At 67.1% G+C, this 11,266-nt stretch carries 14 protein-coding genes, 1 tRNA gene and 1 pseudogene; 11 read left to right on the top strand and 5 right to left on the bottom strand.

The features are described 5' to 3' along the window. Window positions 1–331 precede the first annotated feature (331 nt). Window positions 332–415 (bottom strand) — tRNA-Tyr (locus AC11WY_RS11230). Window positions 416–524: 109 nt separating this feature from the next. Here AC11WY_RS11230 and rlmB point away from each other — a divergent pair. The 3 genes from rlmB to AC11WY_RS11215 all read left to right on the top strand — a co-directional run bounded on the left by rlmB (window position 525) and on the right by AC11WY_RS11215 (window position 2,631). After that, complete coding sequence (rlmB, locus tag AC11WY_RS11225; protein WP_482925428.1) at window positions 525–1,307, top strand: 23S rRNA (guanosine(2251)-2'-O)-methyltransferase RlmB; 783 nt, start codon at window positions 525–527, stop codon at window positions 1,305–1,307. A gap of 227 nt (window positions 1,308–1,534) precedes the next feature. After that, window positions 1,535–2,002, top strand: coding sequence for a CoA-binding protein (locus AC11WY_RS11220; protein WP_482925427.1), 468 nt, complete (start codon window positions 1,535–1,537; stop codon window positions 2,000–2,002). Window positions 2,003–2,133: 131 nt separating this feature from the next. Next, complete coding sequence (locus tag AC11WY_RS11215) at window positions 2,134–2,631, top strand: cytochrome b (RefSeq protein WP_482925425.1); 498 nt, start codon at window positions 2,134–2,136, stop codon at window positions 2,629–2,631. A gap of 1 nt (window position 2,632) precedes the next feature. Here the strand turns inward: AC11WY_RS11215 and AC11WY_RS11210 are convergent, their stop codons facing one another. The 3 genes and pseudogenes from AC11WY_RS11210 to AC11WY_RS11200 form a co-directional block, all read right to left on the bottom strand. Further along, the gene (locus tag AC11WY_RS11210) at window positions 2,633–2,944 is read right to left on the bottom strand and encodes a phosphoribosyl-ATP diphosphatase (RefSeq protein ID WP_482925423.1); all 312 of its coding nucleotides are present in this window, start codon (window positions 2,942–2,944) and stop codon (window positions 2,633–2,635) included. Then, the gene (gene hisF / locus AC11WY_RS11205) at window positions 2,941–3,702 is read right to left on the bottom strand and encodes an imidazole glycerol phosphate synthase subunit HisF (RefSeq protein WP_482925421.1); all 762 of its coding nucleotides are present in this window, start codon (window positions 3,700–3,702) and stop codon (window positions 2,941–2,943) included. Before hisF ends, AC11WY_RS11210 begins: the two co-directional genes overlap by 4 nt. A 148-nt stretch (window positions 3,703–3,850) precedes the next feature. After that, window positions 3,851–3,940, bottom strand: a pseudogene (locus AC11WY_RS11200) (1-(5-phosphoribosyl)-5-[(5-phosphoribosylamino)methylideneamino]imidazole-4-carboxamide isomerase); the annotation flags it as partial. 18 nt (window positions 3,941–3,958) lie between these two features. Here AC11WY_RS11200 and AC11WY_RS11195 point away from each other — a divergent pair. After that, window positions 3,959–4,879 carry an HNH endonuclease gene (locus tag AC11WY_RS11195; protein WP_482925419.1) on the top strand — a complete coding sequence of 307 codons (921 nt, stop codon included), beginning with the start codon at window positions 3,959–3,961 and terminating at the stop codon, window positions 4,877–4,879. A gap of 10 nt (window positions 4,880–4,889) precedes the next feature. Here AC11WY_RS11195 and hisA read toward each other — a convergent pair whose 3' ends face one another. Continuing rightward, on the bottom strand, window positions 4,890–5,609 hold the full coding sequence (gene hisA, locus AC11WY_RS11190; protein WP_482925417.1) for a 1-(5-phosphoribosyl)-5-[(5-phosphoribosylamino)methylideneamino]imidazole-4-carboxamide isomerase: 720 nt from the start codon (window positions 5,607–5,609) through the stop codon (window positions 4,890–4,892). Between the two features lie 89 nt (window positions 5,610–5,698). On the opposite strand from hisA, the gene AC11WY_RS11185 reads away from it, so the two are divergent. From AC11WY_RS11185 to AC11WY_RS11155, 7 genes are all read left to right on the top strand, one after another. Continuing rightward, the gene (locus tag AC11WY_RS11185) at window positions 5,699–6,088 is read left to right on the top strand and encodes a DUF2147 domain-containing protein (protein WP_482925415.1); all 390 of its coding nucleotides are present in this window, start codon (window positions 5,699–5,701) and stop codon (window positions 6,086–6,088) included. A gap of 128 nt (window positions 6,089–6,216) precedes the next feature. Continuing rightward, a complete protein-coding gene (locus AC11WY_RS11180) occupies window positions 6,217–6,621 on the top strand; it encodes a DUF2147 domain-containing protein (RefSeq protein WP_482925413.1) in 405 nt (134 codons plus the stop codon). 91 nt (window positions 6,622–6,712) lie between these two features. After that, window positions 6,713–7,498 carry a ThuA domain-containing protein gene (locus tag AC11WY_RS11175; RefSeq protein ID WP_482925411.1) on the top strand — a complete coding sequence of 262 codons (786 nt, stop codon included), beginning with the start codon at window positions 6,713–6,715 and terminating at the stop codon, window positions 7,496–7,498. Further along, window positions 7,495–8,565: a Gfo/Idh/MocA family protein gene (locus AC11WY_RS11170; RefSeq protein ID WP_482925409.1), complete on the top strand. Its 1,071-nt coding sequence runs from the start codon at window positions 7,495–7,497 to the stop codon at window positions 8,563–8,565. The genes AC11WY_RS11175 and AC11WY_RS11170 overlap by 4 nt, the downstream gene beginning before the upstream one ends. 175 nt (window positions 8,566–8,740) lie before the next feature. Further along, window positions 8,741–9,805 carry a Hint domain-containing protein gene (locus tag AC11WY_RS11165; protein ID WP_482925407.1) on the top strand — a complete coding sequence of 355 codons (1,065 nt, stop codon included), beginning with the start codon at window positions 8,741–8,743 and terminating at the stop codon, window positions 9,803–9,805. 182 nt (window positions 9,806–9,987) lie between these two features. Continuing rightward, on the top strand, window positions 9,988–10,608 hold the full coding sequence (gene rpsD, locus AC11WY_RS11160; protein WP_482925405.1) for a 30S ribosomal protein S4: 621 nt from the start codon (window positions 9,988–9,990) through the stop codon (window positions 10,606–10,608). Window positions 10,609–10,727: 119 nt separating this feature from the next. Beyond that, window positions 10,728–11,264: a TIGR00645 family protein gene (locus AC11WY_RS11155; RefSeq protein ID WP_482925403.1), complete on the top strand. Its 537-nt coding sequence runs from the start codon at window positions 10,728–10,730 to the stop codon at window positions 11,262–11,264. Window positions 11,265–11,266: the final 2 nt, after the last annotated feature.

Genomic DNA, 11,266 nt, shown 5'->3' with positions numbered 1-11,266 from the left:
TTCTTCAGAGCGCGGACGGTGCTTCATACCGGGGTCCCGACTTCGCAAGGTTTCGAGCCAAATCGTACGAAATCCTGCAATCTAAAGCTATCAGTTCCGTGGAATCACCGAACAAAATCATAGACTTCAGGATTGTTCAGCACCGACTAGCTAACGACCGAAGTTCATGCCGAAGAATGCACCGCAGCCGACGCGATGGGCAAGCGCACGATTCACGAAAGCGTGAGTGTTTCCGGGCTGTTATGGTTTGAAGCGACCCAATTGGTTGCCTTAGGCAATCCTTAGGCAGAGCCGCCATCCCTCTAAAAAATCCAATGATTTCAAAGAGGAATGGTGGGCGACCCTGGAATCGAACCAGGCGTGGGTCTCCCCGGCGGAGTTACAGTCCGCTGCCGCACCTTGCAGCACGTCGCCCGACGCGATGGCGGGAATAGCGGAGCCCCCCGGAGGCGTCAAGCGGGATTGTCCCTCTTGCGCGGCCGGGGCCCACGCCGCATGGTGCGGCCCAGTTCGAGGGGATCGCAATGAAGAAACCCACCTGGGTGATCGACAAGGAACGTGCCAAGCGCGCATCGGCGGCGGAAACGGTGTGGCTGTTTGGCCTGCACGCGGTGCGCGATGCGCTGATGAACCCGGCGCGGGAAAAGCTGCGGCTGGTGCTGACCCGGAACGCGGCCGACAAACTGGTCGATGCGATCGCGGCGGGCGGGCTGGAGCCTGAAATCGCCGATCCGCGCCGGTTCGACGTGCCGATCGACGAGGGGTCGGTGCATCAGGGCGCCGCGCTGGAGGTCAAGCCGCTGGACTGGGGCGGGTTGGAGGAAGTCTGCGCCACAGGCGAGGGGCTGCCGCTGGTGGTGCTGCTGGACCGCGTGACGGACCCGCACAACGTCGGCGCGGTGCTGCGCTCGGCCGAAGTGTTCGGCGCGCGGGCGGTGATCGCGCCGCAGCGGCATTCGGCGCCCGAAACGGGTGCGCTGGCCAAGACGGCAAGCGGCGCGCTGGAACGGCAGCCCTATCTGCGCGTGGTCAACCTGGCCGATGCGATGGAGCGGTTGCAGGCGATGGGCTTTGTGCTGATCGGTCTGGATGGCGCGGCCGAGGCGAGCCTGCCGGAGGTGCTGGCCGGGGTGGGCACACGGGCGGTGGGCCTGGTGCTGGGCGCCGAGGGGCCGGGCCTGCGCGAAAAGACGCTGGAAACCTGCGACGTGCTGGCGCGGATCCCGGCGGCCGGGGCGTTCGGGTCGCTCAACGTGTCGAATGCGGCGGCGGTCGCGCTTTACGCGGCGACGGTGCGGCGCGGGTGATTGGCAGGCGTGGTTTCACGGAACGTTCACAGATTCGCGACAAGGTCTTCAAAGGCGGCAATGCCGCACCTATCTCTGTTTCAGGAGGCGCAGACCCGGAACCCCTGCGGCTCAATGCACTGTCCCTCGTTCCGCACCTTGCGCCCAGCCTCTCAGGTCTGGGCGCTTCTTTATGGGGCCGGACCACTCCCCTTCCGCAGCCGGGGCATATCGGGCAAGATGCGGGTGTGATGGACATTTCCGACTCAGTTCTGAAGGACGTGCTGACCCGGACCCGGGTGATCGCGGTGGTGGGCATCTCGCCCAACCCGGCACGCCCGAGCCATGCCGTTGCGCTTTACCTTCAAGCGAAGGGCTACCGGGTGATTCCGGTGAACCCCGGCCATGCGGGCGAGACGCTGCTGGGCGAAACGGTGCATGCCGACCTGAGCGGGATTGCCGAACCGGTGGACATGGTGGACATCTTCCGCCGCTCCGAGGCGGTGCCCGGGATCGTCACCCAGGCGCTGACGCATCTGCCCGGACTGCGCACGATCTGGATGCAGATCGGGGTGGAACACGCGGGAGCCGCGGCCGAGGCCGATGCGCGCGGGATCACGGTGATCCAGAACCGCTGCCCGAAGATCGAGTACCGGCGCCTGTTCGGCGACGCGCGGTTGGGCAGTCTCGCAACCGGCGGCGTGCCGACCCTGTAAGGCTCCCCCCCGGCCCTGACCGGACCATTTGTCGCATCCCTCGCATGTTCCCCTGCCCCCGCGCGTCAGGGTGGCATCAGCCGCTCTGCCCCAGAAACGCCCCCAAAGCACAGGCAGAAGGAATCGGCAGGATGGATCAAGCAAAAGGGTATGGCCCCATCCAGATCGCCTTGCACTGGATGATGGCGCTGATGATCATGTCGCAGTTCGCATTCTCGTGGGCCGTGCTGCCGGGCTGGCACTACCTGATCATGACGGACGAGTTCCTGTTCACCGACGGCATCATCCTGCATCTGGGGGTGGGAACCACGGTGCTTTGCCTCGTGCTGTGGCGCATCTGGGTGCGGCGCCACCACGCCGCCCCACCGGCGCCGGAAGGCTTCGATCCCCGGCTGGAGGCGGTCTCGCACCTGGTGCACCGGGTCACCTACGCCGCGATGGTGTTGATCCCGGTGACCGGGCTGATCGCCTATTTCGGCGAGGCGCGGACGATTGCGGCGGCCCACAGCCTGCTGGCGGAGGTGCTGCTGGCGATGGTCGGCATCCATGCCGCAGGCGCGCTTTACCACCAGTTCGTCCGGCATGACGGGCTTTTGCTGCGGATGATCCGGTCCGACAAATCGGTGTAGGTCAGCCCCGCGCCGCCTTTTCGGCGAGGCCGGAGGTGCCCTCGCGGCGGTCGAGTTCGGCCAGCACCTCGGCCAGCGTCACGTCGCGGGCGGCGAGCATGACCAGCAGGTGATAAAGCACGTCGGCGGCCTCGGCGGTCAGCCGAACCCGGTCGCCCTTGACCGCCTCGATGATCGCCTCCACCGCCTCTTCGCCGAACTTCTCGGCGCATTTCTCGGGGCCTTTGGCCAGCAGTTTCGCCGTCCACGAGGTGTCCGGATCGGCGCCCTTGCGGGCTTGGATGGTGGCGGCGAGGCGGTCGAGTGCGGTCATGTCAGCCTCATCGGAATTCCGGCGGCGGCCATGTGGGCCTTGGCTTCGGCGATGGTGAAGGTGCCGAAGTGGAAGATCGAGGCGGCCAGCACCGCCGAGGCGCCGCCGATGGTGACGCCCTCGACCAGATGGTCGAGCGTGCCGACGCCGCCCGAGGCGATCACCGGGATGGAGACGGCATCAACCACGGCGCGGGTGAGGGGCAGGTTGAAGCCCTGCCTGGTGCCGTCGCGGTCCATCGAGGTCAGCAGGATTTCCCCGGCACCCTTCGCGGCCACGGTGCGGGCGAAGTCCACCGCGTCGATGCCGGTCGATTTGCGCCCGCCGTGGGTGAAGATCTCCCACTTGCCGGGGGCCACGGTCTTGGCGTCGATCGCCACCACGATGCACTGGCTGCCGAAACGGTCGGCGGCTTCGGCCACCACGTCGGGGTCGGCAACGGCGGCGGAGTTGAAGCTGACCTTGTCGGCGCCCGCCAGCAGCAGGGCGCGCACGTCGTGGTGGCTGCGCACGCCACCGCCGACGGTGAGCGGCATGAACACCTGTTCCGCCGTGCGGGTGACGAGATCGAACATCGTGCCGCGGTTCTCGTGGGTGGCGTGGATGTCGAGAAAGCACAACTCATCCGCGCCCGCCGCATCATAGGCGCGCGCGGCCTCGACCGGGTCGCCCGCGTCGCGCAGGCCGGTGAAGTTCACGCCCTTGACCACGCGGCCGTCGGCCACGTCGAGACAGGGGATCAGGCGGGTTTTCAGCAACGGCGGCACCTCTTGCGACCGAGATAGCGATTGGGGCGGGCCGGGGGAAGGGAGAAGGCGAAAAGGAACGGGGCTGTCTGCCCCCTCTCGGCCTGCGGCCAATTCACCCCCGAGGATATTTTCGCCAGTGTGAATGGGGAAAGAAGGATCAGGGCTTCAGGGCGGCGAGAGCCTCGGCAAGGTCGAGCGCGCCGTCGTAGAGCGCGCGGCCCGAGATGGCGCTTGCCAAAGACGTGGTGGATGCTTTTCTTGCAGCATGTCCAAGCTGGTGCTCCTCCACAGGGCCGACTCGATCTACGAGGACGAGCCCGATGTGGTCTACGACTTTCCGAAGGTCTATCTGAAGGCCGCGCGGGAAGGCGTGGGGGACTGGGCCGTATATTATGAACCTGCCAAGGCCGGACCGCGTGGCTATTTCGCGGTTGCCAAAATCTTGCGGATTCTTCCCAAGCCCGGGGCGGAGGGGAGATACCTCGCGATGATCGAACCTGGCAGCTATCTGCCATTTGATCGGGACGTGCCGCGGTTGCTGAACGGTCGGCCGCTCGAGTCGGCACTAGCGACTGCGGACGGAACGCCGAAATCCGGTGGGGCACAGCAGCTTGCGGTGCGGCGGTTGCCCGAGCGGGACTTCGCCCGGATCGTCGGCCTTGGTCTGCCGCAGGATCTGGAGGCGCAGGAGGCCCGTCGTTATGACACCTCTCGGCAAGAGATGGACGACCCCGTGGTACCGTTCGAACGCCCCGTAGTGGAGCGGTTGACGAACCGGCCTTATCGCGATGTGGCCTTCCGCCGTAAGGTGCGGGCGGCCTATGACTATCGCTGCGCCATTTCAGGCCTTCGGTTACGCAATGGCGGCGGGCGGCCGGAAGTGCAGGCCGCTCATATCCGCCCCGTGGAGCGGGCCGGGAGCGACTCCGTGCGCAACGGGCTGGCACTTTCGGGCACGCTTCACTGGATGTTCGACCGCGGGCTTTTGTCGGTGGCAGAGGACCTGACCATTCTGGTCTCGCGCAACAAGGTTCCGGCCGAGGTGACCGACCGCCTTATCGTGCCGGATGGCAAGCTGCGCCTGCCGCAGGACACGCGGGATTGGCCGCATCGTGCCAACCTGCGGTGGCACCGTGAAAACGTCTTTGGTCAGGTGATGGACGACGAGCCGATGCCTTGGGAGTGAATGGCGCGCCTTAACCGCGCAGGGCGGCGAGCGCGGTGGCGAGGTCGAGCGCGCCGTCGTAGAGCGCGCGGCCCGAGATGGCGCCCGCGATCACGCCGGTGGCGTTGAGCGCGATGAGGTCGGCGAGCGAGGAGACGCCGCCGGAGGCGATGACCGGGATCGTGACGGCGCGGGCGAGCGCTTGGGTCGCGGCGACGTTGGGGCCCTGCATCGCGCCGTCACGGTCGATGTCGGTGTAGATCAGGGCGGCGACGCCGGCATCCTCGAACCGCCTGGCAAGGTCGGTCGCCATGATGTCGGTTTCGGTGGCCCAGCCCTTGGTGGCGACGCGACCCTTGCGGGCGTCGATGCCGACCGCGATCCGGCCGGGGTGGGCGCGGGCGGCCGCGCGCACGAGGTCGGGGTTTTCCACCGCGACGGTGCCGAGGATGACGCGGGCGAGGCCCTTTTCGAGCCAGTGCTCGATCGTGGCCCTGTCGCGGATGCCGCCGCCGAGCTGGCAGGGGATGCTGACGGCGGCAAGGATCGCCTCGACCGCGGCGGCGTTGACGGGGGTGCCCGCGAAGGCGCCGTTGAGATCGACGAGGTGGAGCCAGTCGCAGCCGGCGGCGGCGAAGGTGGCAGCCTGGGCGGCGGGGTCGGTGCCGAACACGGTGGCCTTGTCCATGTCGCCGCGCAGGAGGCGCACGCAGGCGCCGTCTTTCAGGTCGATGGCGGGGTAGAGGATCATGGCATGGGCTCCGGCAGGGATTACGGCGCTGCTTGCCACAGGTCACGGGCAAATGCAAAGCTGGGCGCGACAGCGGAAGGGGGCGGCGGATGCGGTGGGTCTGGATCGTTGCAATGCTGGCGGCGGCGGGCGCGCGGGCCGGTGCCGACCCGATCGAGGGGGTCTGGCGGACGCTGTCGGATGACGCCGGGCAGTATGGCTATGTCCGCTTTGCACCCTGCGGGGCGCATCTGTGCGGCACCATCGTCAAGACCTTCGCGGGCGAAGGCAAGGAGCGGCCGACGCCGCTGATCGGCAAGCAGGTGGTCTGGGACATGGAGCCCGGCGGCGACGGCAGCTATGCGGGCGGGCGCATCTGGTCGTTCGAGGACGACCGCATCTATGGCGCGAGGCTGCGGCTGAACGGCCCGCTGCTGGAGATCACCGGCTGCATCGTCTTCGTCTGCGAGACGGTGGGCGCCTGGACGCGGGTGCCCTGAGCGGACCGGGACCGAGCCTTGCGCGGGCGCAAGCCCGACCCCAGTCCCGGCCCCCGACCCCACGTCACGCTTGCCACGATGCGCCCCTCTCCGTCAGAGTTGCGGCGTCTTTGGGAGAGGAGACCTGCATGAAACGACTGATGATGACCGCCGCTCTGGCGATTTGCGTCGCGGCCCCGGCCTTCGCGTCCGACCCGGTCGAGGGCGTCTGGCAGACCGCGCCCGACGACAACGGCAATTCCGGCTACATCCAGGTGCAGCCCTGCGGCGCGAAGATCTGCGGCACGCTGATCAAGTCGTTCGACAAGGACGGCAAGCCGATGCAGTCGGACAATGTCGGCAAGCAGATCGTCTGGGACATGGTCGCGCAGGGCGACGGCGCCTACGGCGAGGGCAAGGTCTGGTCGCCCGACCGCGACAAGACCTACAGCTCCAAGATGCAGCTGACCGGTGACAGTCTGGCGGTGTCGGGCTGCATCCTGGGCGGCTTCATCTGCCGCAATGGCGGAACCTGGACGCGGGTGAAGAACTGACGCGGGGCCTCTTGGCGGGCAGGCGGTCGGCGTGATCTAGTGCCGGTCGAGGCGGGCCCTTGGCCGGGTCCGCGCCGGTCAGGAGGTCGACATGCCGATCAGGGCGCTGGTCTGGGGCGAAAACGTCCATGAGCGCAAGAACAAGGTGGTGGCGCAGGTCTACCCCGAGGGGATGCATGCCTGCATCGCCGCCGCGCTGAACGCCGTTCCGGGGATCGCGGCGACCACCGCGACCTTGCAGGAGCCCGAACACGGGCTGACGGCGGAACGGCTGGCGGCAACCGATGTGCTGATCTGGTGGGGCCATGCCGCCCACGGCGAGGTGCAGGACGCGGTGGTGGAGCGGGTGTGCAATGCCGTCTGGGGCGGTATGGGCGCGATCTTCCTGCACTCGGCGCATTTCGCGAAACCGTTCAAGCGGCTGATGGGGGCGCCTTGCAACCTGACCTGGCGCGAGGCGGGCGAGCGCGAGCGGATCTGGCTGACCAGTCGCAGCCATCCGATCGCGGCGGGGCTGCCCGACCATTTCGAGCTGGAACAGGAAGAGATGTACGGCGAGCCCTTCGGCGTGCCGGAACCGCTGGAAACGGTGTTTGTGAGCTGGTTTCAGGGCGGCGAGGTGTTCCGGTCTGGCCTGACCTGGCGGCGTGGGGCGGGCAACGTGTTCTACTTTCGCCCGGGGCATGAGACCTATCCGACCTATCACGACGCCAACGTGCAGCGGGTGATCGCGAACGCGGTGAAATGGGCGCACAACCCTGCAGCACGGATCCCCGATCCGGGGGCGGCGCCAAACGTGCCGGTGGCGCAGGCACTGGAACCCATCGTGGAGCGCGGCCCGCGTCTGCACCACGACGGCGAGGAGGGTCTGCGATGAGCGCCCCCCTGCGCATTCTGGTGCTGGGCACGGGCGGGATGGCGAAGAACCATGTCGCCGCGTTTCAGGCGATGGATGGCGTTTCGGTCGTGGCCGGGGTCGATACCCGGCCGGACTTGCTGGCGGCGTTTTGCGACCGGCACGGCATCGTGGAACGCTTCACCTCGCTCGACGCGGCGCTGGCCTGGGGGCAGTTCGACGCGGTGACAAACGTCACGCCGGACGCGGTGCACCATGCGACGACGCTGCCGGTGCTGGCGGCGGGCAAGCATATCTTATGCGAAAAGCCGCTGGCGACCGACTATCCGCACGCCGCCGAGATGGCGGCGGCGGCGGCCGAGGCGGGCGTCGTCAACATGGTCAACCTCAGCTATCGCAATGTGCCCGCCGTGCAGACGGCGGCACGGATGGTGGCGGAAGGGGCGATCGGCACGGTGCGGCATTTCGAGGCGAGCTATCTGCAAAGCTGGCTGACCCAACCCGCCTGGGGCGACTGGAAAACGGAAAGCCAGTGGCTGTGGCGGCTTTCCACCGCGCATGGTTCCAAGGGGGTGCTGGGCGACGTGGGTATCCATATCCTCGATTACGCCACCTTCATCGCGGGCAGCGACCCGGCCGAGGTTTCGGCGCGGCTGGCGACCTTCGACAAGGCGCCGGGCGGGCAGATCGGCGCGTACGTGCTGGACGCCAACGACAGCGTGACGATGCACCTGCGGCTGCAAAACGGCGCGCTGGGCACGGTTTCGGCGACACGCTTCGCCTCGGGGCACCTGAACGACCTGCGGCTGCGGATTTACGGCGACAAGGGCGGGCTGGAGGTCTTGTTCGAGAAGGGGGTCAGCCGGTTGAACGCCTGCCTTGCGCCCAATCTGCAAACCGTGACCTGGTCCGAGGTGCCGACCGATCCGGTGCCGACGGTCTATCAGCGGTTCGTGGCCGCGATCCGGGGGCAGGGGGCGGCGGAGCCCGACTTTGCCCGCGGCGCGGCGTTGCAACGGATGCTGGATCGGGCCGAGGAGTCCGCCCGCGCCGGTTGCGCGACGCTGCCGGTGAATGGGGCGGGCTAGGCGCGCGCCGGATCGGGCGATCCGCGCCAGCGGCCGGAACCGTTGCGCGATTGTCCACGTTTCATTCGCCGCACCCCCAATTTTACTAAAATTGTTTCCAATCTGCTGCTTGCGTGTTAGTACTCACGAAACAGAAAAAGACGATGTTTCAGGCAGTACGAGCAGGCAGGCAGACATGAAAACGGGCTATCGTGGCACGTTTGTCATCTCTTGGGCGCAAACCGAGGTTGATGGGCTTCGGTCGGCGCCTTTGGACATGATGGGCGTTGGCGTCACCTGGCGCTGGACCGGCACAGCAGTGCGGGTCGATGGGCCGCAGGGCGTCCTCATTCTTTCGGGTGATTGCGAGGTGGCGGACCTGCGCCGCCGCGCAGCGCGCACGGTGCGGCGTCTGGTCGGCGCCGCGCTGGCGAACCGGCCTTTGCTGGCGGATGTGGCGGAACCCGACGACGCACCCGATCAGGGCTTCGTGCTGACCGACGGGCCGCGCAGTTACAGCGCCACCCTGATCGACACGCCGGATGGTGGCGCGCGCCTGCTGATGTTCGTGGGCGAGATGCCGGAAGAGGGCGCCGAGCTTTGGGTGGTGCGCGCGGCGCTGCCGCCCAGCACGGCGTTCGATGACAGTCCGCTGGCGGGCGGTGTGATCTGCTTTACCCCCGGCACCCGCATTGCCACCCCGGACGGCAGCCGCCGGATCGAGACGCTGAGACCGGGCGAGCGCATCCTGACCAAGGATGACGGCCCGCAAGAGGTGATCTGGGCGGGTCATCGGAAGATGACCGGGGCCCGGCTCTTTGCGATGCCGCACCTGCGCCCGGTCCGGCTGACGGCGGGCGCGCTGGGGATCGAGCGGCCCGAGGATGACCTGCTCGTCTCGCCGCAGCACCGGATGCTGGTCAGCGGGGCGGCGGCGCAGGCGCTGTTCAATGACCCCGAGGTGCTGGTGACGGCGAAGGATCTGGTGAACGGCCGCTCGATCTACGTCGATACCACGCTGCGCGAGGTGACCTATGTGCACATCCTGCTGGCGCGCCATCAGGTGGTCTGGGCCAACGGGCTGGAAACCGAAAGCTTCCACCCCTCGAACACCTCGCTGGACACGGTGAACCCGGTGCAGCGGGCGGAACTGCTGGCGCTGTTCCCCGGCCTCGACCGCGACCCGGATGGCTACGGCGGCTTCGCGCGGCGCAACCTGACCACCTCGGAAGCCGCGATCCTGCGCTACGAGGTGGCGTGAGGGTTCGGCATTGACAGCACGGAAAGCGGCTGTATAACCCTGTCTCTGTCCCGGCCCGCAAGGCCGGGCTTTCATTTGGTGTTGGTGGCCCCCGCAAGGGGAGGCCTGTCGTCCCCGCGAAAGCCGGGAAAAGGACAACGCCCTTCCTCGGCCGCAAGGCCCGCGCACGAAGGAGATCAGCCGTGACCAAACGCACGTCTGCCAAGCACAAGATCGACCGCCGGATGGGCGAAAACATCTGGGGTCGTCCGAAATCGCCGCTCAACAAGCGCGAATACGGCCCCGGCCAGCACGGCCAGCGCCGCAAGAACAAGCTTTCCGACTTCGGCACCCAGTTGCGCGCCAAGCAGAAGCTGAAGGGCTACTACGGCGACGTGACCGAAAAGCAGTTCCGTAAGGTTTATGCCGAGGCGGAGCGGGTGCGCGGCGACACCGGTGAAAACCTGGTCGGCCTGTTGGAGCGTCGTCTGGATGCGGTGGTCTACCGCGCCAAGTTCGTGGCAACGATCTTTGCCGCGCGCCAGTTCGTGAACCACGGCCATGTGATGGTCAACGGCAAGCGCGTCAACATCGCGTCGTACCGCGTCAGCGAAGGCGACGTGATCGAGATCCGCCCGCGTTCCAAGCAGCTCGCGCTGGTGCTCGAAGCCATCGGGCTGGCCGAGCGTGACGTGCCCGACTACATCGAAGTCGATCACTCGAAGATGACGGCGAAATTCATCCGCCAGCCGGCGTTGGGCGATGTGCCTTATCCGGTGCAGATGGAGCCGAACCTGGTCGTGGAATACTACGCCAAGAACTGACGCGCCGCGTCATGCCGTTACGGGAGGCCCGCCATCGCGCGGGCCTCTTGCATTTCCGGCGCGGGATGCCACCTCTCACCGCGTCGGCGACGGATGCCGATGCGGAACAGAGGCGGAAGATGCGGCAGAAACCGGCAATGGAACGGGCGTTCGAGCGGTTCCTGTTCGCCTCGCGCTGGCTGATGGCGCCGATGTATCTTGGCCTTGTCGCGGCGCTGGCCGGCATGGTCGTGGTCTTCGTGAACGAGATCGCCCACTACGCCCCGCAGGTGCTGGAGATGGACGGCGAGTCCGCGATCCTGGCCGGGCTGACGATGATCGACCTGACGCTGGCGGCCAATCTCGTGCTGATCGTGATGTTTTCGGGCTATGAGAACTTCGTGTCGAAGTTCGACATCGGCCCGCAGGAGGACCGGCCCGAATGGATGGGCAAGGTCGATTTCCAGGGGCTGAAGATCAAGCTGATCGCGTCGATCGTGGCGATCTCGGGGATCGACCTGCTGAAGCGGTTCATGGAAATCGGGCAGCCCGGCTTTGACACGGCGGGGCATGAGGGGCAGCTTTACTGGATGGTGGTCATTCATCTGACCTTTGTCATCTCGGGCGTGCTGCTGGCGACGATGGACTGGATGATCTCGCGCAGCGCGCGGCACTGATC

This window comes from Solirhodobacter sp., from assembly GCF_964715405.1.
This window is presented reverse-complemented; position numbering and strand designations above follow the sequence as displayed.

Excerpts from the sequence above, each read along its gene's own strand:
- rlmB (WP_482925428.1), top strand. The coding sequence starts at position 525 with ATGAAGAAACCCACCTGGGTGATCGACAAGGAACGTGCCAAGCGCGCA.
- AC11WY_RS11185 (WP_482925415.1), top strand. The coding sequence starts at position 5,699 with ATGCGGTGGGTCTGGATCGTTGCAATGCTGGCGGCGGCGGGCGCGCGG.
- AC11WY_RS11180 (WP_482925413.1), top strand. The coding sequence starts at position 6,217 with ATGAAACGACTGATGATGACCGCCGCTCTGGCGATTTGCGTCGCGGCC.
- AC11WY_RS11165 (WP_482925407.1), top strand. The coding sequence starts at position 8,741 with ATGAAAACGGGCTATCGTGGCACGTTTGTCATCTCTTGGGCGCAAACC.
- AC11WY_RS11155 (WP_482925403.1), top strand. The coding sequence starts at position 10,728 with ATGCGGCAGAAACCGGCAATGGAACGGGCGTTCGAGCGGTTCCTGTTC.
- AC11WY_RS11210 (WP_482925423.1), bottom strand. The coding sequence starts at position 2,944 with ATGACCGCACTCGACCGCCTCGCCGCCACCATCCAAGCCCGCAAGGGC.
- AC11WY_RS11175 (WP_482925411.1), top strand. The coding sequence starts at position 6,713 with ATGCCGATCAGGGCGCTGGTCTGGGGCGAAAACGTCCATGAGCGCAAG.
- AC11WY_RS11215 (WP_482925425.1), top strand. The coding sequence starts at position 2,134 with ATGGATCAAGCAAAAGGGTATGGCCCCATCCAGATCGCCTTGCACTGG.
- hisA (WP_482925417.1), bottom strand. The coding sequence starts at position 5,609 with ATGATCCTCTACCCCGCCATCGACCTGAAAGACGGCGCCTGCGTGCGC.
- AC11WY_RS11170 (WP_482925409.1), top strand. The coding sequence starts at position 7,495 with ATGAGCGCCCCCCTGCGCATTCTGGTGCTGGGCACGGGCGGGATGGCG.
- AC11WY_RS11195 (WP_482925419.1), top strand. The coding sequence starts at position 3,959 with ATGTCCAAGCTGGTGCTCCTCCACAGGGCCGACTCGATCTACGAGGAC.